Source organism: Rheinheimera sp. UJ51 (assembly GCF_020819615.1).
Lineage (GTDB): Bacteria > Pseudomonadota > Gammaproteobacteria > Enterobacterales > Alteromonadaceae > Alishewanella > Alishewanella maricola.
Genome location: NZ_JAJHOG010000006.1, coordinates 169316 through 188653 on the forward strand (window position 1 = coordinate 169316; position 19338 = coordinate 188653).

The window sequence follows — 19338 nt, forward strand, 5'->3', positions numbered from 1 at the left end:
TTGCCCCTTATCCATACTCTGAGCACGAACGTCTTGCCAACAGTCTTAATCTAATAAGCTAAAAATATCACTGACCACATCATTCATGGTGATGAGCCCAACTAATTGATTGGCATCGGTAACGACTAAACGTTTTAAGTTATGCTGGCTCATAATGGCCGCCGCGTGTTTTACCGCCAGTTCGGGATGAACACCCAGGGTCGGTTTCACACAGACGTCGTAAACGTTGATCAGATCAATATCGCCATCTTCAGCAATAATGGTTTTTAAGATGTTGCTGTAAGTAATTAAACCAAAAGCATCATGTGCGTTTTGTCGCTCGACCACTAACGACTTAATTTTATGCTGTTTCATTAGCTTTAGCGCATCTCGCAAACTGCTAAAGGCGGAAATAGTGATGACCTGTTGTTGCATTAAATCTTTAACCAATTTTAACGACATATTCCGCTCCTACTGCTGTTCACGAAGGTGTTGCTCGAACTGCATGATTTGCCCCATATCCAAGCCGGTTAGATGATCAATCGGCATGGTAAAGGCAATGCCTCGTGACTCGCCATCTTGCACCAATAATGCCTGCATTTGCTTTAAAATAGGCAGTGATAAATGTTTGGCGACAACCATGAGTAAAATGGTTTGGCTACCTTCGAAGATCATACCGAAAAAAGTTTTTTTCTCTGCACCTCCCATACCGCGGCCTGATAGCAATGTGATGCCACTGGCACCAGCAGCCTTGGCTGCGCTGATTGCTTGTTGTTCAAGCTCTGTTGGCGCAATGACCAAAATGGCAGAAAATTTCATACGTCAGCACTCCTGGATAACCTGATATGTTCAACAATAATGGCATACAGCATAACCGTTATAATGGGGAAAATTGAGGCGAAGGCAATTAAGCCAAAGCCATCAATTAACACATTTCGCCCGTCAATCGCTGAGGCTAAACCAATACCCAAGGCGGTAACCAAAGGCACGGTGACCTCTGAGGTGGTAACCCCACCGAGATCAAAGGCCAGCGCCACGATATAGCGTGGTGCAAATGCGGTTAATATCACCACGATGCAGTAGCCTGCCATAATATAGTAATGAATTGAATCACCGCTAAGAATGCGATACACCCCCAGTGTGATGCCCAGTGCTACGCCTAAAGCAACAATTAGCCTGATCACGGCGGCCCGTAACTTACCTTGTGCTGCTTCTTCAGCTTGTTGAGCGATGGCGATCAACGCGGGCTCTGCCATGGTGGTAGCAAACCCAATCAAAAAAGCGAAAAGTAAGATTAACTGAACCGCGCCCCGAGCAATTAATTGCTCCGCCATCATTTGGCCAATAGGAAATAAGCCTAATTTTAAACCCAGCACAAAAGCATACAAACCGCAGAGCACCATCATAAAACCGATAGTGATTTTTAATGGGTTAGCCAGTGGTCGGCGTAAAATGAAATACTGAAAGACTAAAACCACCAGCATCATGGGTAAGATATCTTTTACTAAGGTGGCTAAATCAACTAGCGCAGTGAGCAACCAATGCCCGTTTTCCACTTGAAGAGTAAGGCTAAGCGTACTGGCGGTTTCAGCAAAGCGATACACCCAAATACCATAAAGCTGCACGCTGATCATCGGCACCATCACGGCCAGCGCCACTAGGCCAAAGCCGTCGGTAAGCGAGCTGCGGCCTTTAATGGAATTAGCTAAGCCCAAACCCAAGGCCGCAATCAGCGGTACGGTCACGATATTGGTGGTGACACCGCCAGAGTCATAGGCCAGCCCAACGATTTCGGCTGGCGCAAAGAAGGTAACTAAGATCACTAGCACATAGCCGCCAATCATCAGCCAATGGATTGGCCAGCCTAAAATAATGCGTAATACGCCCACTGCCATCACAAAGCCAACGGAGCTGGCCACAATAAGGCGCAGTGTTACACCTTGGATCCGGCCCTGACTAATTCGCTCGGCTTGCTCGGCCACGGCAATTAAGGCTGGCTCAGCAATGACGGCGGCGAAACCAATGGCAAAGCCAAAACACATTAATAGCGGTAGCGAGCCTTTACGCGCAAATTGGTTGGCTAAATTTTTTCCTACTGGAAAAATACTGAGCTCTAACCCCAGTAAAAATAAGGCAATACCCACAGCAACAATTAATAAACCTATTAGCAGGCTCAGTGGTTCGGCTGGCAAGGTTTGGAAGATGACTAACTGAAATAGCAATACGACCAGCACGATGGGGAGCAGGTTTTTAAGCGCATGAATAAGCTGCTGTAAAAAAGGGTGTAGCAAGACACCTCCCCGATAGCGTTGTGACAATATCAGGCTTAATGTTAGAGCATTAAAAGCGGCAACGGCTGAAAAAAACCGCAGAAAAATTGATGTAAATTAAATTTAGCATGGTTTCTAAACTGTGATGCAGAGTTTGCACTGAGGTTACTTCGCAAAATGCACAGTCATTAGCACGTAAATAAAGAAGGGGGGGGGTAACAAGCGGGTAAAGCATCAGCGGAGTGTGGATCACACACTCCGCTGAAAACTAACTTAACGTGGTTCGAAGTAGAACGGCTGACGTTTGCGCTCACGCAAACCAATTTCATTCATGCTTGCGGCATCAAATAACCGGCCATTGACCATGGTGTAGACCACTTTATCGGTCACGCGGATATTTTCTAGTGGATTACCGTCGATGACGATTAAGTCAGCCAATTTGCCTGGTTCAATACTGCCAAGTTGATGATCCATACCAAAGGTTTTGGCAGGGTTTAACGTGGCAGTGCGTAAGGCTTCTAACGGTGTCATACCGCCTTGCGCAAACATCCAAATTTCCCAGTGTGCGCCCAAACCTTCACGTTGCCCATGGGCACCGATATTAGCAATCACCCCGACGTCTTTCAGTTCATTTGCCGTTTTTACCACATTAAAGTGGTTATAGTGATGCTCTGGTGCTGTTGGCCGGCGCATACTGCGCGGCGCTAGGCGATCCATCGGGACATATTGACTTAACCGAGGGTGTTTCCAAACCTCAGTTTTATCGTACCAATAATTTTCGCCCCAAATACCGCCATAAGCCACGTTTAATGTGGGGGTATAAGCGGTGCCACTGGCTTGCCACAATTGTTTAATATCATCATAAACTTTTGCTGCAGGTAAAGCGTGTTCAATAGTGGTATGGCCATCGACAATCATCGTGAGATTGTGCTGCATTAATGAACCGCCTTCAGGTACTACCATCATGTTCAATTCACGCGCGGCTTGGATCACTTGCTGGCGCTGATTACGACGTGGCTGGTTGTAACTTTTGACACTAAAGGCACCGACTTTTTGTAAGCGCGTTAAGTGAAACTTCGCATCTTCTAGGCTATCAATATGCGAGGTATAACCTGCGCCTTCCGCACCGTAAAGAATCGTACCCGTAGAGAAAATACGTGGGCCAACAATTTGACCGCTGCGTTGTAACTCGCTGGCACTGAAAATCTCACGCGTATCATTAGACGGATCATGAATACTGGTTACACCAAAGGTTAAGCCGGCATAGTTTTCCCAGTTTTGCTGCGGGGTAATTTGCTGCACACCTTGGCTGCCGTGAGCATGGGCATCAAAAATACCGGGCATCAACGTTTTACCGGTAATGTCGAACACTTTGGCGCCTTTGGGAATAGCGATATCCGCACGGCTACCTACGGCTTGGATTTTGTTGTTTTCAACTACAACCACCGCGTCTTGTAACACTTGATCGCCGTTCATGGTAATCACTTGGCCACCGACAAAAGCTACGATACCACGAGGCATATCAACGGGCATTTTAAAACCTAAAGATACGGCTTGCTCGGTGGGGCTGTGTTGCTGTGCACTTGGGGCGAACAGACCATCGATGCTAGCTTGGTATAACTCAGGACCTAATGTCCAATACAGTTTGTCACTGTCGCCATTCCAGCTGATGTACTCACCTGCGCGTACCGACAATTGTTTCACTGGGAATTGCTTATCGTTGGCGCCAATCGCGATAGCGCTGCCACGTTCAGTAAACGGCGTAACAAACACTTTAAAACGGTCGGCAAAGGCTAAATGTTTGCCATCTGGCGAGATTTTAAATTCTGTACCAAATTTTGCGGTGTACAGTGTTTGTTGCGTGTGTTTTTGCAGGTCAATGCTGATTAAGCTAGGGGCACTGCCATAATCCATCGCATACACTTTGTCATTGTTGGCGCCAAACATGGGGCTGCGACCATTACGAGCGATCAGGGTAGCATCGCCGCCGCGATTGCTGATTTTATATAAACCGGTTTGTAGCGACCATTGCAGTGGCAAAATACCGCCAGCGCCGATTTTACGATACACCACGGTTTTGCCATCTGGGCTAAACGTCGGTTCGATATACTTGCCTGGCTCATTGGTCAGTTTGGTCACGCGGTTGTTGCGCAAGTTGATAATATTAACAGCACCTTGCGTTTGGTCATTCCAGCTCACAAAAACCAGCTCGCGGCCGTCGCGAGAAAATTGCGGGTATAGCTCAAAATCGGTCGTTTGACGGGTCAAACGACGCGGTTTAGGATCGTTAATATCGGTGATGTAGAGATGGCCAAGCGCGGTAAAGACCGCTTGTTTACCATCAGACGAAATCTGAGTAAAACGTAACATTTTTACGTCAAATTCGTCTTGGTCTAAGTTTTGTTTAACCCGTACTGCCGTTTGAATTTGCTTGCTGGTATTCACTTCAAAGGGAATGGTGCTCACTTTTTTATCGCTAAGCGCTAAGCGTTTAATTTCGCCCCCCGCCCAAAAGACCAGATGTTTATTATCAGGTGTCCAGCTGACGGTAGGGTAAACACCGTGAATGGCCCAGGTTTCTTGCATGTCGCGATCTAATCCATCATAGAGTTTGATGTGTTCGCCACTGGTTAAATCATATAAAAACAGCGTGCTTTGAAAGTCGACACGACGAATGTATGCCAAATATTTGCCATCAGGTGAGGGGGTTGGCCGAATTGCACCGCCCGGGCCGGTTAAAATGACATCCATTTTACCGGTTTCACGTTCAAAACGTTTGATGGTGTAAATACCCGATTCTGAGTCTTTGCTGTAGTGGAAGGTTTTGCCTGGCGTATCATCTTGTGAAAAATAAATATAGCGGCCATCGGGTGAGAAGGCGGGCTCACCCAGATCTTTTTGATCATCAGGTCGCTCGGTTAACATCACACCGCTACCGCCACTGATATGGTATTGCCATACCTCACCCGCCCCTAAAGAGCGGCTGGCGGTAAAGTGTTTACGCGCCACAATAAATTGGCTATCTGGGCTCCAAGCAGGGCTGTTGAGTAAGCGAAAGGTTTCGTTGGTAACGGCACGAGGCGCTGAGCCATCGCTGCCCATGATCCAAATGTTGTCTCCACCATCGCGATCTGAGGTAAAAGCGATGTATTTACCATCGGGGCTAAATACTGGCTGCATATTCCAAGCTATATCGTTGGTCAGCGGCGTGGCTTTACCACCGCTAATCGGCATAGTGTAAATGTCACCCAGTAAATCAAATACCACGGTTTTACCGTCTGGGCTGACGTTAACGTTCATCCAGCTACCTTGTTGTACCTTAATATCAACACTGCTGAATTGACCGATAGGAGCATTAACCTGCCAGGTAGCAGGTTCTGTTTCGGCATAACTAAAAAAGCTACTGATGGCTAACGCGAGTAAGGTTGGAGACTGAATACGCATAAGGATCCTTATTATTGTATTTTTTGTATTTTAGTTAGGGCTTGTTGACATTTGATGGTTGTTTTTGCAGCTGAGTGGCTGGTATTTGTACAAGGCAGAGCTTGTGCCGTGTAGTTATTCTACATAAACAAGCGATAACGTAGTAGAAATGCCAGCCACACGCTGCCCGAAGGGTTCGTTTGGCGATGCTTTGCTCTTTGTCTCTCGTCGTTTATTTAGAATAACTAAACTGCACTTCTCGTTTCGCGATCAAAACATCGCCAAACGAACAAAATCTAAACAGCAAACGTCAACAAGCCCTAGATTGTCATACTCTATAAGATTAGTTAAGAGGCTAGCGCAGTTGCTGCGTTAAATCACCCTTAGCGTCAGATAAAAACCGCTAGCGAGTGGCATTGTTGTATCAATAGCACAACAGCATCAATAGCAAAGCGCAGGACGGTAAAATAAGCGATAAAAAAAGCCTGTCAGCAGCAGCGACAGGCTTTGTCTTAGTCATGCATTATTAGCAAAAGCTTAGAAGTGCTGGTTTTTTAAAAACATCAATTTGCCAAGGGTTGCAACGTAGGCGGCCCTGAGTTGCTTTGTTGCTAAAATAAATAAAAATGTTCAAAAGCTCGCTTCAGGCAGCGAAATAAAAGCGTATGTGCTAACAGATTTAGAAGCGGGTTTGCTTAGGGCAAGATGAAAAAAGCCAGTCAAATTGACTGGCTAAAAGGAGAGGGAGTGTATATGTTTAGCGGTTAGCCACCTGCACGAGCAACTAAAACTTCAACCACAGGTGATTCAGCAAAGCCATTACCTTTAGCCCAATCAATGTCACCTGAAGAGGCAACGATGCTGCCTGGTAATTGCTTGATGATAAATTCAGCGGTGTCATTCGCGTTGTTTTTGATTGCAAAACGGACCATGGGTAAGCCGTCACATACGATACCATCGTACACATTGCTTAAACGTAAGCGGTTATCAGATAAAGTTTTACGTAATTGGTTACGGTTATCTGCAGCGACGTAAGAACAGATTGATTGTGCTAACTGTTCGTCAGCGGCAACAGGAGTACTGATAAAAGCTGATGTAGCAACTAAAGCGGCAAGTGTAATGATGGTCTTAGTCATGGTGTGCTCCTGCGTGTGCCGTTGGCGATCACTGTAAAGTTAGTTAATTTAGTGAAAGGCAAATCATGCGGGAAGCGTGATCATTAATTAACATGGGTTAATTAATGGCAGCCCGGCTATCATAGGGAAGAACCCGTTAGATCCGTAGCTTTGCGTGTTCATCCTTTCGGATGACTTGCCTGTCAATGAATTTATACTAATCAATGATTATTAAATGTGCAAGAAATAAATGGTTCATTTTTTAAATTCTTTTTTTAAGCGCTGTATTTTTGCAAGTGTTTCGTAATCTTTGCACTACCAACATGAGGTCTTGCTGAAGGGCAAATTTGTGCAGACGAAAAAAAACTGGGCCTTAAAGCCCAGCGTTGTTTAACAAGTTAGCCATTAATTCTAAAGCGGCTAAGCCTTGAATATCAGTAGCTTGTAACGGGATCTTATAGCGCGGTAGCTGGCTAAAATCCTGTTCAATTTGTTGTAAATGGCTTTGTTCTTGGGTGCGTCTTTTCGCTAAAAAAGCGCCATCCGCTTCAGCAGGTAAAATACGATTAACGATTAAACCGGCTAACGGTAATTTTTCTTGCTGTAAACTTTGTACCGCACGTCCTGTTTCTAAGATAGGCAATTTCTCGGGCGTTAATACAAAGAGTAAAGCGGTGCGCTTTTTATCAAGCAATAACTCACGGGTGCGTTGCAATAAACGTTGCCGAGTTAATAGGGTTTCGGTGATGGCCTTATTGCGCTCATCCATGCCTGATGTCGCCAGCTCGGCGGGATCAACCAGCGGATTATCAATATCACGGCCGCCTTTAGGGGTCAGATGTCCGAGCACTTCACCGAGTTTTTTCGAGCGTTTATTGGCAGTGAGTAAGCCTTGCGTCCACGCGGCCATGGCTTCAGGCAAGCTGAGTAAGCGCAAAGTATGGCCTGTTGGTGCCGTATCGAATATGACTAAATCATAATCGGTTAAACCCAGTTCAATCGTATGCGCAATCCGTTCCAGCATGGCCGCTTCTTGTGCCCCAGGTGATTGCCGTGTTAAACGCATTTGCCGTTCAATTTCAGCGTACATTTCAGGACGGGTAAAACGCTTCAGTTGCGCGCTGACTTTGGCTAAATGTTGATTGACCTCCTCGTCAGGATCGAGTTCTAACGCATCCAGATTTGCAGCTAAGCGAGTGATCTTGTCGCCAATTTTTTCACGACCAAAGGCATCGGCCAAGCTATGCGCCGGATCGGTGGAAACCAATAACACTTTTTTACCGCGTTGGCTGGCTAATACCGCTAAGGCGGAAGACATGGTCGTTTTACCGACTCCGCCCTTGCCACCAATTAGCAGTACTTTTTTGTCGGTTAACAACATTTGAAATTATCCAGAGGTGAGTGCTCCATACCCATGCGGGTATGCCAATCATGAAATCGCTCCATTAACAGTGGCTGCAATTCTAAGGTGTAATAACTGGCAGGGTTGGGGACACCCATCATTTCAGAAAAAATCAGTAGCATGAAGAGGTCATTTTGCTCACGTTGCGCTCGGGCAATAGCCGAGCGGTAGGGGGCATTATAAGCCTCTTCAGCATAAAAACTGGCCTGGCGAAACCAGGCCTTAATGGTATCGAGCTTCATACTTTATCGTTGGCAAGCTTATTGGCTTTGATTTGTCGGGTAAGCGTACCCACAGATTCCAGGATCACTAAGATTGCTGCGATTAAGATAACCAAGTCTAGAGTGAATAAGAACCAATCTTGCTTGTCATAAAAGCTTTTGAGTTGAATTAACAGACCTAGAGTGGTCATCGTTAATAAGAAGATTAATGGTGCCAGCGTGTACCACATTGGACGGCCCAGTTTTACTAACATAACCGTGATCACTAGCAAGGTTAAACCTGCTAATAGTTGGTTAGTGGTACCAAACAATGGCCAAATCATCATGCCGCCTGAACCATCACCACCGGCACCAAAGGCCAGCAGTAAACAAGAACCTACCGCTAACAGCGTGGCGGGTGCAGCTTTTTGCATCCAACTAATATTATAAATACTGCCCCATTCTTGGAAAATGTAACGTTGTAAGCGTAAGCCGGTATCCATCGTGGTACCTGCAAACAAAACCACCATTACCGTTAACAAGGTTTGAGATAAAACCGCGTCTAAACCAATACCATTTTCCAAGATATTGGCACCGCCGCGGATAAAGGCGCTAACGCCACCTTGGCCAAAGCTATGATAAATCGCCTGCCAATCAGCAAGGGTAGCAAAACCGGCAGTGGCAGCAATAATGGCTGCTAAAGCTAATGAACCTTCACCAATGGCGCCGAAGTAACCGACAAAACGTACATCGGGTTCTTTATCAAGCTGTTTAGAAGTTGTACCGCTAGCAACTAAACCATGGAAACCGGAGATAGCACCACAGGCGATAGTAACGAACAACAATGGGATCAGCGAAGGTGTGCCTTCCGGTACATCATGATTAAAGGCCGGAGCAACAATATCTGGGCTGGCAAAAATAACGGCCGCGTATAATAAACCTAAACCGATAAATAATTGGATGCCGTTAATGTAATCACGTGGTTGCAATAAGGCCCATACCGGTAATAATGAGGCGATAGCTGCGTAAACAAACAGTAAGACAATCCAGCCTTGGCGATCAGATAAACCCATAACGGTTTCTGGTAACGACAGCGGGAACATTGGGCCGGCATAAATCATCGCATAGAGCGCGACGACACCAATAATGGTCACCATTAACAAGCCAATCAGCTTGCGATAAATTAACTGACCGATAATTAAGGCAACCACAATGGCGCCCCAGACGGGCACGGTGGCGCTTGGGAAGTTAATTAACTGACCGGCAATAACCACGGCAAATACCGCGTTAACCATCAGCAATACCAAGAAAATTACGATCATAAAGATACTGCGTGCGCGATTACCGACGATATCACCTGTTAAGGCACCGATAGATTTCGCTTTGTTACGGCTACTGGCCCAAATTGCGCCTGCATCGTGCACACCCGCAAAGAAAATAGTACCAAAGACAACCCATAAAAAAGCCGGTACCCAACCCCAGATCACCGCAATGGCAGGCCCGATGATGGGGGCGGCTCCCGCTACTGAGGTAAAGTGATGCCCCCATAAGATATACTTGTTGGTTGGCACATAATCGATACCGTCCTGCATTTCATGAGCGGGCGTACGGAAATTTGGATCTACCTTGAAGATTTTTTCGCAAATAAACTTTGAGTAAACAAAGTAACCTAGCGCCATGGCGGCTAGGCCCATTACCATCAAATAAATAGCATTCATGCTATAACCTCTTAGTGGGTGTTAGAATCAACCTTAAATAATACAGTAAGGCCTGATGTTCAAGTATGCGACTAAAGTCTAATTGTTGGTTCCTGTTATCGGTAAAGCTGCTGTTTTTGTTGTAAAAATCAGCGTTTTTGTACCCATTTCCCTTCAAGTAAAATAAAGTGGCCACGTTGCGTGCGTTCGATGGCCTTTTGACCTGCTAAGGCTTCAACATCTGCAACGGCGATGTTGTTGTCTTTTGCTAGGCGCGTATATTCGGCACGGCGTGCATCATTAATCAGTTTAGCGATGGTGTCGGCTTCACTATTGGCGTTGATCACCCCAAGATAACCATTCAGTTGTTCACCAACTAAACCTTGTGTTTTGGCGTTGGGTAAAGCGGCCATTGCTTGTTGTAATGTCATGGCCATAATTGGCAAACTGACTGCCATTAATACACTTAGTACTAACAGTTTAAGTGAGCTAAAAGCGGTAAAACGTGATAAAAAAGTCATGGTGTTCTCCTTAGAATAACCCGCTGGCATCACTGAATAAATCGTCGAGTTGCTTATCTACTTTAATATAGATCTCATGTTGGATTTTTACATTAAGGTTAATGTTAATAGGCTCATTTGCTAGTGCGACTTCCACCTTTGGGGTGCAAGCAGCAAGGGCGAAAACTAAGCCTAGCCCTAGCAGCACATGTCGTTTCATCGTTTTTCTCCTGCAGCGGCTTTCGCAGCTTGTTGTCGTTGAATATATTGTTGGACTCGTTTGGTCAAGGTATCGTTCAGTTTGTTGGCTAACTGCAAGCTCGCGAGCATGGCCGGTAAATCTTCCTCTAAGTTAATATTTAAATTAATCGCTCGACCTTGTTGTAAAGCCGGATTGGCGCCTTTTAGCTGTAGCGCCAGCGTCAGTTTGCCATCGGTTGCATAATTAAGTTCAGAGTTCAGTACACTAAATTGAAAGTTTTCCAGTGCATCAAAGACGATTTTCATACCGCCACTCTTCGCTGAGGCAGCACTGGCGGCACTGCGATACTGCAAAGTGCCGCCTGGCGCTTCTGCGGCTAATTGACCTTGTTGCACACTAAATTGTTTGTTGTTGATAGTTAATGGAATACGCCCGCTTAGTTTACCATTGGCTTTTAATTCTGTAGTGGGGTGCTGACGCACCAGCTCTGCTAAATCAAGTTGGTTGATTAATAATACCAGTTGCTGGCTTGGCTGTTTTAGCGCCATTAATTGAGGTTCAACAGACAACTCACCTTGCATAAAGCCTAGTCGAGCGTCTAACAGTTGTAAATTACCTAAAATAGGTTCTGCTAGGGTCGCTTGATACTGCGCCTTCAGCTGTAACGGGCCCATCTGTAAGCCATGGTTAAGCTGCGCCAGCTGCAATTGTGGCACCGCTATTGTGAATTGCTGGGCTTGTAAATTCACTAAAAACTCAGAGGTTAAGCCAGTAAACAGGGTACGATCATAAAGCCCTGTTAATTCTCGAAAATTCACCTGTGCAGTGGCAACAAGTTGTTGCTGATAGCTAAGCTGGCCATGGGCGTTAATACGACCACGATTTAAACTAAGTAAACTTGGCCAAGCATGGAAGCTTGTGGCTAATGGGTTGCCTGCCAGTAAAAACAAGTCCTCTAGTTGCCAATCCATTTGCAGTTGCGCAGGGGCTTGCCACGCGGTTTGTTGTTTTACGGTTAAGCCACTGTTATTACTTAACACCCCGTCAGCGTCAAGCTTTGTGAGGGAGCCACTGACGTTGCCTTGCCATTGCCAGTTTTGTGTGAACAATTGAGTGTGTTGCAGTTGTTGTACCAGCAGTTGCAGTTGACTGCTCAGTGTGACATCGGCGTCTGCTGCTTGGCTAACTGTGGTGGCATTAAGGGCTAGTTTCACTTGACCTTTAGCGCTGGGATGCGTCACTTTTGCCGCTAAGCTGGTGTTATCGGCTAGCTGTAATTGCCAATACTTGGCCTGCCAAGCGCCGTGAAAACGGCTTTGCAATGTCACATTTTGCAGTTTTAATTGGTGCGCTTTGACTTGCAGTTGCTTGGTTTTTAGCGTGAGCTCAGCTTGATTGAGCGTGATGGCTAGCTCTGGTGTTAAACTTAACATCGCTTGTGCATTAAAGCTGCTTTGTACTGGGTTGGCCGAACTAAGTTGAAGTTTTAGCGGCAGTTGCGATAATGATGGGCTGCTGGCGCTTTGACTATCAATTTTAATCAGCAGCGGCGCCAGCGGATCCGCCAAATAAGCTTTCAGGCCAAAATCAGGATAATGACTTAATGCCAGATCAGCGGCTAATTGCCACTGCGCCAATTGCTGATCGGCAATCTGGAGCTGTGCCTTTAATTCTCCTTTTAACCAGCCGACATTGGGAATAATAAATGCATCGGGGGCTCTGGCAATAATATCTAACTCGGCATTGGCCAAGGGTAAGGCGTTGGTTGCTAGCCTTGCCTCAGGCCATAGCTCGGGTAATTGCCAACGGGCGACAAGATGTAATTGTACTGGTTGGGTAAATTGCTCGCGCCATTCATCAGGTAGCTGCAGATCCCACTCGTTAAGCCAAGCTAATAAGGCCGGTGAGGGCGGCGAAATGGCTAAGGCTAACTCGGTACTGGCAGCACGATCGACAGCAAGCTGTTGTTTAAAACTTAACGCCAGTTGCTGATCTAGGATCAAGGTCGCTTGAACAGCCAGTGCATCAGGACCTTGCTGCAATTGCCAATCAGTTTTGACGGTTTGCTGATACTGTGGGCTTCTGAACGATAAACTGGCTTGCCAAGCTTGCTGCTCATCCGCACTGGCCAGTAGACTAGCTTGCAAGGCACATTGGCCGCTGGCACAGGGCAGCAATAAATCGATTTGGTCTAGTTTAATCAGCTTTGGCAACCATGCAGGTAAGCGCCAATCGGCTGATAGCACCACAGGGGGGCGAGCGGCGGTGTCTGCCACGTGCTCGCCGGTTTGCTGCACAGTGATGGTAGCACTGGCCAGTTGGATGCTATGTGCTTGAATTCGAAAAAAGGCCGGCCATGACCAGCGCAGTTGTAAGTCGTGTAAGCTCACTTCGCTACGATAGTGGTCGTTTTCATAAACGAGATCTAATTGGTTTATGTTGGCTTGATGCCAAGAAAGGTGTGCTATTTGCAGCGACCAGCTACTGATCCCGGCCATTTTTAATTGAGTATGCAGGTACAACCAAGCGATAAACAGTAACACCGGTAATGCTAACAGCAGCATAGCTAAGATTTTTAGCAATCGACGCATGCAGGCTCCTCGTTAGTTTACCGCCAAAGGTGAGTGTGCTTTAGCCTAACTGAATTGATTCTGAATTTATAGCGATAAAAAAAGCAGCCGAAGCTGCTTTTTAATGTAACTGATTAAATTAAGAAAAATTATTCTTGGCGTTGTGCCGCTGAAGCATCACGAATAGCGCGGAACTCGTTACCTTGATACCAGTTTGGCCACAGTCGACTATTCGCTAACTCGTTACCGACGCGATAGTACAAAAACAGATCTTGCTGCGCACCACGTAAGTCCCAACTGTCGTCCCATTCATCGCCTACTTTGTGATAACAACAGCTGTTGTATTCTGCACGTTGAGCCGCACCCCATTCTGAGCCGTTTTGATAGTGGTCATTACCGCCTTTGGCATACAGGATCGGTACCCCTTTTTTCGACAAACTAAAATGGTCTGAACGGTAAGCGATACCGGCTTCTGGATTCGGCTCTTTTACGGCATATCGATTTTGTGCTTTGGTGTGTTTTACCAATATTTCTTCTAAGTCGGTGTTACCTAGTCCAACAACGACCATGTCTTTCATTGGGCCATAAACGTTCATCACATCCATATTGATGGCTGCAACTGTTTTCTCTAATGGGAATACTGGATTTGCAGCATACCAAGCAGAGCCAAGTAAGCCACGCTCTTCCGCCGTCACTAACACAAATACCACCGAGCGCTCTGGCTGGGCGTGTTGTTTAAAGTATTCCGCTAAGGCAATAACAGCACCGGTGCCGCTGGCATTATCTTGCGCACCATTGAAGACTTTATTGGTTGGGTTGGAGAAGTCCATGCCAAGGTGGTCCCAATGCGCCATGTAAAGTACGTATTCATCGGGGTATTTGCTACCTTCAATGTAACCGACCACATTACTTGAGTTAAGCTCGCGTAAGTTGTTATCGATGGAAACCGACGCTTTCACATTTAATGGCACCGGTTTGAAATCACCTGATAAAGCCTGTGCACGCATGCTTTCAATATTTTGATCAATATTGCTAAACAGCTTTTCAGCGGTTTCTGCGGTGATCCAACCTTCCACTTGTGCACGATCACTGTTTTTGTTTTCTTTGATTAAATCAAATTTAATCGGCGAGCCATGCGCAACCACGCCCCAACCATAGCTAGCAGGTGCGGTTTCGTGAATGATCAGGACCATTGCCGCGCCTTGACGCGCCGCTTCTTCATATTTGTAAGTCCAACGACCGTAATAAGTCATGGCATTACCGTTAAACAATTCAGGATCTTGAGTCGCATAACCGGGGTCGTTAACAAACATCACGACGGTTTTGCCTTTAACATCTAAGCCTTCGTAGTCGTTCCAATTATATTCTGGTGCAACAATACCGTAGCCGACAAACACCATTTCGCTTTCTGCGACATTAACTTTTTCAACAACTTGGGTGGTCCAAGCAATCATGTCATCGCGATAAGCTAGGCTATCAGGCACCGCATCGCCACCGCCCGTAAGTGTCATTGCCGTGACATTTTTCGGATCAATTTGCACCAAAGATACCGGTTGTTTATAGCTGTCGCCATCAATGCCTTTTAAACCGATACGGCGAAAATTATCTTCAATGTAAGCAACGGTAAGCTCTTCGCCTTTAGTGGCCGGAGCGCGCCCTTGAAATTCATCTGAAGACAGGGTTTTGATGTATTCAGCGAGTTTAGGGTTAAAGTCGGTATCGACTAACGCAGGGGCTTCGGTGGTTGCCGTAGCCGCCGCATTACTAGGGGCTTTGGCAGGTTTATCGCAAGCACTGAGGAATAGTGCAGAGGCTAAACTTAACCAGATAGCAGGTTTAACAGTATCTTTCATTAGAACTTCCTTGGATGTGTTAGGCTATATTCTTAGTGTATGAGTCGACGACACACTTGCCTAGTGCTGCCGTCGCGAAATTAGGGCGGTTAATCGGCATAACCCCAAGGTACAGGCGGTAAAGACACCGGTTGAGTCAAATCAAAGTCGACCCGAAATTCGCGGCCTTCGCGCACTAGCCGATAAGTAAATTGTTCTGGATAGACATACATTTGCCAGGTATTGCCAATGGATTGTGCAGAGCCATTGGCGGCAAATAACTCTTTAGAGTATTGATCGGCAGGAAACGACTGAACGTTCGGCCAACCGGCATCAACAGTATGGCCCCCATACATGGTTTGCTCGTCATGCGAACCATCTTTATGGCGGTGATCGTGTTTTAAAGAGAGTCCTGAACCGGTTTTAGTGATAATCCAAGTACGCGAATGATTGTCACCGACATGAAACGGTATTTGTAATTCCGTATCGGTGCAGCGGCGTACGTGCATAATTAATGCACCTTCAAAACCCGGTGCAGCGGGTGTATCAACGACAGTTTTACCGGCAAAGGCTTTTCCGCACAGTGCTTTTAATTGATTAAAAAAACTATCATGCGTGGCAATAGAGACGAGCGGTGCGGGTTGGACAATGTTGGCGTGAGCTGCAAAGATGCTGAGTAAACTGGCAGCAACAAAGGCTATTTTCATTATTTTTCTCCTTTTAAGACAATCGAACTATACCGATAAAGCGTAACTGGTTCAAACCGAACAAACTGGAGTCATTATGCAAAACGAAATTGATGGCAAGTTCTTACTGAATTTGTACAGTAAAATTGAAAAATCAGGTCAAGCCGTGAACACTGAGCAGGGGGCGGGCTTTGAATTAGAAGGCATAACTGTAAGCCAAGGTTTTGATGGTTATGAAGTCTACTTTACCGATGGGCAAGTGCAACTCACCTTGGGTTTTCATAATAAATGGCATGCCGATGCCGCTGAAGAAAAAACCATGGAACGTTTTCTAGAACGGTTAAAACATATTCAAACACATTATTAATTTTTCATTGGCGCTTGACGGTTCAAGAAAATAATTGCATTCTTACATCTAGATGGCTAAAAGGCTATTGCAAGTCTGCAGAAATCTTGGTAAAGTCAGCGCCGTCAATCGTATTCGATAGACCAGAAGAGGCGCGCTAGCCAGGTATTCTATGTCAGAGCACTATCACTCGTAGCATAGTTGAGGGGGTTTAGCGCCGAGAGTGAGTAACGAGATAGACATTACTTACTCGGTCGCTAAGGCTGAATCCTTAGGACTGTCACCTGTAATCGGTGGAGAGCTTCTGGCCTTTGTTACTTTCAGCAACGGTCTGTTTCTATTCTCGTTTTGCCTGCTAGCAAATGCCATGCTCTGCTTATCTAATTTGTTAAGGAGAGACCCCAGTGTCTAAATTTATTATTGCCAAATTTGGTGGCACCAGTGTCGCTGACTTCGATGCTATGTCTCGTTGTGCCGATATCATTCTGGCAGATGACAATATCCGTGTGGTAGTGGTTAGCGCAAGCTCTGGCGTAACCAACTTGTTAGTGGATATTACCAAAACCACTGATGTCACTTCCCGTCACGATGCCTTTGCTGGCATTGAGCGCATTACTTTAAATGTGTTAAATCGCTTACAGCAACCGCAAGCCGTAGCCGAGCCTATTGAGTTGTTGTTGGCTGAACTTAGAGCGATGATTGAAAATGGCGGTGCGGTATACAGCAGCGCACATAAAGATCTGATCCAATCCTTTGGTGAGCGTTTAAGTTCTGTGCTGTTTGCACAAGTATTAGTTGAGCGTGGTGCGGCCTCGCTGTGTTTTGATATTCGCCGTGTTATGCGTACCGACAGTCGCTTTGGCAAAGCTGAGCCGCAATTAGCAATGATCGCTGAGCTTGCTCAAGTGCATTTAACACCGTTGTTAGCCGATTATCGTGTTGTTACCCAAGGCTTTATTGGCGCAGATGATTTTGAACAAACCACAACCTTAGGCCGTGGCGGTTCCGATTACAGTGCCGCCTTATTAGCTGAAGCGATCCAAGCGGCAACGGTACAAATATGGACCGACGTTGTGGGTATCTTCACCACCGATCCGCGTTTAACCAGTGATGCGCGTTGTATCCGCGAAATCAGTTTTGACGAAGCGGCAGAAATGGCCACTTTCGGTGCTAAAGTGTTACATCCTGCCACCTTGTTGCCGGCAATGCGGCAAAATATCGCGGTGTTTGTCGGTTCAAGCCGTGAACCGGCTGCCGGTGGAACTTGGATTGCGAAGACCGTGCAAGAGCGGCCACCTTATCGTGCTATCGCTTTGCGTAAATCACAAACCTTGATCACAGTAAAAAGCCCTGCCATGTTGCATGCCGCGGGTTTTTTAACACGGGTGTTTGATACGCTTAGCCGTCATCAGATCTCGGTCGATTTGGTCACAACATCCGAGATCAGTGTGGCGCTAACGCTGGATGAAGGCGGCATGACTAGTGCTTTTTCTAATAGCGTTGAACCCGCGTTAGATGAGCTTAAAACCTTTTGTGAAGTCACCGTTGAGCAAGGTTTAAGTTTAGTGGCGGTGATTGGTAACCATTTACATAGCAGTAAAGGGGTAGCGGGCGCGTTATTCCATGCGCTTGAGCGTATTAATATGCGGCTGATTTGTCACGGCGCTTCAAAGCATAATCTGTGTTTCTTAATCCAAGATCAGGATGGCCCCGCTGTCGTCAAGCAACTGCATCAAAGCTTGTTTAGCAGTTAGCACGGCCTCATTTCGCCACTGAGCTAGCGTAAAAAAAACCGGTTTTAACTTAAGATAACCTACTTAAGCCTAACCGGTTTTTTTGTGGCTGACGGGCTCGTTTTAGTGTGATGCTGGTGTTAGCCACTGAGCGCAGCTGTTAACGATAAGCCAGCACACTGGCGTGCAGTTCACCATAGCAATTGAGGGGTTGGCCAACGCACAGCTGCTGCGTATCGTTGAGCCAAACCGGCAAAGGTTCAGCGCTATCAGCAAGACGCAGTAATAGCTGCTCATCACTAAGGATCTGCTGTACGACGCCACTAACCTTAACTTGCGGCAAGCTGGCGACAATGGCTTGTAACGATGGGTTCGCTTGGGTGTCGTCATCGCTCAGCCGTTTGGCCTCCCACAAACTACAACGCAGCGTAATCGTCTGCTGATGCCGTTCTGCTATGGCATCAAAATCGTCTTCATCACCATCAATGATCAGTGTTTTTAATCCTGTATAGCTACACTGGGCTAATTCTGCACCGGCAGTGTAGGGCAGTCGACTCAGTTTAGTGATCTGAGTGTCTATCTGCATACCGCTTCGCTCCTATTTAGCAAAAGACAGGGTTAAACAGGCACCGCCGTTATTCATATGGCAACGGATCGGTGGTGTGATTAAGTGCAAAGGCTTCTAAACGCTCCTGACAAGAACCGCATTTACCACAAGCATGTTCACGGCCGTTGTAGCATGTCCAGGTTTTGCTGTAATCCAAGCCCATTGCTAAGCCATCACGTAAAATCTCAATTTTCGTCTGATATAAATACGGGCTGACAATGTCGACGGGTTGATAATTAGCGATCTGACAAACATCATTCATTTTTTCAACAAATTCAGGTCGGCAATCTGGGTAGATAAAGTGATCACCTGAATGTGCACCATAATATACCGCGCGCGCGCCCAGTGAGTCGGCATAACCGACCGCAAGCGACAATAAAATCATATTGCGGTTGGGCACTATGGTCGATTTCATGGTATCGGCAGCATAATGGCCTTCAGGCACATCGATGTCACTGGTCAGTGAAGAGCCGCTGATCAATTGGTTAATCGCGGTAATATCAACAATTTTATGGTCGATATTTAATTCCTGGCAAACTTGCTCCGCGCATTTTAGCTCTTTAACGTGGCGTTGGCCGTAATTAAAAGACAGCGCATAGACCTGATGACCGGCATGAATGGCATTGTGCAGCACCGTGAAGGAGTCCATACCGCCAGAATAAATAACCACAACTTTTTGCGTCATTCGCGCCTCTCTCTAGTATAATGCCGGAAAATTTGGCCGCGTAGTATAGTGCAAAAGCGGCTAGGGCGCACTAATTGCGTCGGTTACTTTG

17 protein-coding genes and 2 riboswitches are annotated in these 19338 nt (G+C 46.3%); of the genes, 2 read left to right on the forward strand and 15 right to left on the reverse strand.

Annotation, left to right across the window (positions count from 1 at the left end):
* Positions 1–45 precede the first annotated feature (45 nt).
* The 13 genes from LMJ53_RS10050 to LMJ53_RS10110 all read right to left on the reverse strand — a co-directional run bounded on the left by LMJ53_RS10050 (position 46) and on the right by LMJ53_RS10110 (position 15897).
* Positions 46–441 (reverse strand): CBS domain-containing protein, encoded by a 396-nt coding sequence (locus LMJ53_RS10050; protein WP_229585933.1) that lies wholly within the window; start codon positions 439–441, stop codon positions 46–48.
* A gap of 9 nt (positions 442–450) precedes the next feature.
* Positions 451–798 carry a P-II family nitrogen regulator gene (locus tag LMJ53_RS10055; RefSeq protein ID WP_229585934.1) on the reverse strand — a complete coding sequence of 116 codons (348 nt, stop codon included), beginning with the start codon at positions 796–798 and terminating at the stop codon, positions 451–453.
* Positions 795–2270, reverse strand: a complete 1476-nt coding sequence (locus LMJ53_RS10060) for a DUF1538 domain-containing protein (protein WP_229585935.1) — start codon at positions 2268–2270, stop codon at positions 795–797. The genes LMJ53_RS10055 and LMJ53_RS10060 overlap by 4 nt, the downstream gene beginning before the upstream one ends.
* Positions 2271–2522: 252 nt before the next feature.
* A complete protein-coding gene (locus LMJ53_RS10065; protein ID WP_229585936.1) occupies positions 2523–5693 on the reverse strand; it encodes an amidohydrolase family protein in 3171 nt (1056 codons plus the stop codon).
* A 743-nt stretch (positions 5694–6436) separates the two neighbouring features.
* A complete protein-coding gene (locus tag LMJ53_RS10070; protein WP_229585937.1) occupies positions 6437–6808 on the reverse strand; it encodes a DUF3718 domain-containing protein in 372 nt (123 codons plus the stop codon).
* Positions 6809–6911: 103 nt separating this feature from the next.
* Positions 6912–6998, reverse strand: a riboswitch (cyclic di-GMP riboswitch).
* Between the two features lie 162 nt (positions 6999–7160).
* Positions 7161–8168: an ArsA family ATPase gene (locus LMJ53_RS10075; protein WP_229585938.1), complete on the reverse strand. Its 1008-nt coding sequence runs from the start codon at positions 8166–8168 to the stop codon at positions 7161–7163.
* Positions 8159–8431 carry a cory-CC-star protein gene (locus LMJ53_RS10080; RefSeq protein WP_229585939.1) on the reverse strand — a complete coding sequence of 91 codons (273 nt, stop codon included), beginning with the start codon at positions 8429–8431 and terminating at the stop codon, positions 8159–8161. The genes LMJ53_RS10075 and LMJ53_RS10080 overlap by 10 nt, the downstream gene beginning before the upstream one ends.
* Complete coding sequence (locus LMJ53_RS10085) at positions 8428–10107, reverse strand: carbon starvation protein A (RefSeq protein ID WP_229585940.1); 1680 nt, start codon at positions 10105–10107, stop codon at positions 8428–8430. The genes LMJ53_RS10080 and LMJ53_RS10085 overlap by 4 nt, the downstream gene beginning before the upstream one ends.
* 128 nt (positions 10108–10235) lie before the next feature.
* Positions 10236–10607 (reverse strand): YdbL family protein, encoded by a 372-nt coding sequence (locus LMJ53_RS10090; protein WP_226751534.1) that lies wholly within the window; start codon positions 10605–10607, stop codon positions 10236–10238.
* 10 nt (positions 10608–10617) lie between these two features.
* The gene (locus tag LMJ53_RS10095) at positions 10618–10806 is read right to left on the reverse strand and encodes a YnbE family lipoprotein (RefSeq protein ID WP_229585941.1); all 189 of its coding nucleotides are present in this window, start codon (positions 10804–10806) and stop codon (positions 10618–10620) included.
* Positions 10803–13379, reverse strand: a complete 2577-nt coding sequence (locus LMJ53_RS10100; RefSeq protein WP_229585942.1) for a YdbH domain-containing protein — start codon at positions 13377–13379, stop codon at positions 10803–10805. The genes LMJ53_RS10095 and LMJ53_RS10100 overlap by 4 nt, the downstream gene beginning before the upstream one ends.
* A gap of 128 nt (positions 13380–13507) precedes the next feature.
* Complete coding sequence (locus LMJ53_RS10105) at positions 13508–15211, reverse strand: M28 family metallopeptidase (protein WP_229585943.1); 1704 nt, start codon at positions 15209–15211, stop codon at positions 13508–13510.
* Positions 15212–15300: 89 nt separating this feature from the next.
* On the reverse strand, positions 15301–15897 hold the full coding sequence (locus LMJ53_RS10110) for a hypothetical protein (protein ID WP_229585944.1): 597 nt from the start codon (positions 15895–15897) through the stop codon (positions 15301–15303).
* Positions 15898–15973: 76 nt separating this feature from the next.
* On the opposite strand from LMJ53_RS10110, the gene LMJ53_RS10115 reads away from it, so the two are divergent.
* Both LMJ53_RS10115 and lysC read left to right on the forward strand, forming a co-directional pair.
* Positions 15974–16243: a DUF3081 family protein gene (locus LMJ53_RS10115; RefSeq protein ID WP_229585945.1), complete on the forward strand. Its 270-nt coding sequence runs from the start codon at positions 15974–15976 to the stop codon at positions 16241–16243.
* 118 nt (positions 16244–16361) lie between these two features.
* Positions 16362–16534: riboswitch (Lysine riboswitch) on the forward strand.
* A 92-nt stretch (positions 16535–16626) separates the two neighbouring features.
* The gene (lysC, locus tag LMJ53_RS10120; protein ID WP_229585946.1) at positions 16627–17976 is read left to right on the forward strand and encodes a lysine-sensitive aspartokinase 3; all 1350 of its coding nucleotides are present in this window, start codon (positions 16627–16629) and stop codon (positions 17974–17976) included.
* Between the two features lie 139 nt (positions 17977–18115).
* On the opposite strand, the gene LMJ53_RS10125 is transcribed toward lysC, so the two are convergent.
* Both LMJ53_RS10125 and queC read right to left on the reverse strand, forming a co-directional pair.
* The gene (locus tag LMJ53_RS10125) at positions 18116–18541 is read right to left on the reverse strand and encodes a hypothetical protein (RefSeq protein ID WP_229585947.1); all 426 of its coding nucleotides are present in this window, start codon (positions 18539–18541) and stop codon (positions 18116–18118) included.
* A 49-nt stretch (positions 18542–18590) separates the two neighbouring features.
* Positions 18591–19247: a 7-cyano-7-deazaguanine synthase QueC gene (queC, locus tag LMJ53_RS10130; RefSeq protein ID WP_229585948.1), complete on the reverse strand. Its 657-nt coding sequence runs from the start codon at positions 19245–19247 to the stop codon at positions 18591–18593.
* Positions 19248–19338: the final 91 nt, after the last annotated feature.

What these genes read in the sequence shown, in the direction of transcription:
- LMJ53_RS10050 (WP_229585933.1), bottom strand. Translation starts at nt 441, where the DNA reads ATGTCGTTAAAATTGGTTAAAGATTTAATGCAACAACAGGTCATCACT.
- LMJ53_RS10055 (WP_229585934.1), bottom strand. Translation starts at nt 798, where the DNA reads ATGAAATTTTCTGCCATTTTGGTCATTGCGCCAACAGAGCTTGAACAA.
- LMJ53_RS10065 (WP_229585936.1), bottom strand. Translation starts at nt 5,693, where the DNA reads ATGCGTATTCAGTCTCCAACCTTACTCGCGTTAGCCATCAGTAGCTTT.
- LMJ53_RS10070 (WP_229585937.1), bottom strand. Translation starts at nt 6,808, where the DNA reads ATGACTAAGACCATCATTACACTTGCCGCTTTAGTTGCTACATCAGCT.
- LMJ53_RS10075 (WP_229585938.1), bottom strand. Translation starts at nt 8,168, where the DNA reads ATGTTGTTAACCGACAAAAAAGTACTGCTAATTGGTGGCAAGGGCGGA.
- LMJ53_RS10080 (WP_229585939.1), bottom strand. Translation starts at nt 8,431, where the DNA reads ATGAAGCTCGATACCATTAAGGCCTGGTTTCGCCAGGCCAGTTTTTAT.
- LMJ53_RS10085 (WP_229585940.1), bottom strand. Translation starts at nt 10,107, where the DNA reads ATGAATGCTATTTATTTGATGGTAATGGGCCTAGCCGCCATGGCGCTA.
- LMJ53_RS10090 (WP_226751534.1), bottom strand. Translation starts at nt 10,607, where the DNA reads ATGACTTTTTTATCACGTTTTACCGCTTTTAGCTCACTTAAACTGTTA.
- LMJ53_RS10095 (WP_229585941.1), bottom strand. Translation starts at nt 10,806, where the DNA reads ATGAAACGACATGTGCTGCTAGGGCTAGGCTTAGTTTTCGCCCTTGCT.
- LMJ53_RS10100 (WP_229585942.1), bottom strand. Translation starts at nt 13,379, where the DNA reads ATGCGTCGATTGCTAAAAATCTTAGCTATGCTGCTGTTAGCATTACCG.
- LMJ53_RS10105 (WP_229585943.1), bottom strand. Translation starts at nt 15,211, where the DNA reads ATGAAAGATACTGTTAAACCTGCTATCTGGTTAAGTTTAGCCTCTGCA.
- LMJ53_RS10110 (WP_229585944.1), bottom strand. Translation starts at nt 15,897, where the DNA reads ATGAAAATAGCCTTTGTTGCTGCCAGTTTACTCAGCATCTTTGCAGCT.
- LMJ53_RS10115 (WP_229585945.1), top strand. Translation starts at nt 15,974, where the DNA reads ATGCAAAACGAAATTGATGGCAAGTTCTTACTGAATTTGTACAGTAAA.
- LMJ53_RS10125 (WP_229585947.1), bottom strand. Translation starts at nt 18,541, where the DNA reads ATGCAGATAGACACTCAGATCACTAAACTGAGTCGACTGCCCTACACT.
- queC (WP_229585948.1), bottom strand. Translation starts at nt 19,247, where the DNA reads ATGACGCAAAAAGTTGTGGTTATTTATTCTGGCGGTATGGACTCCTTC.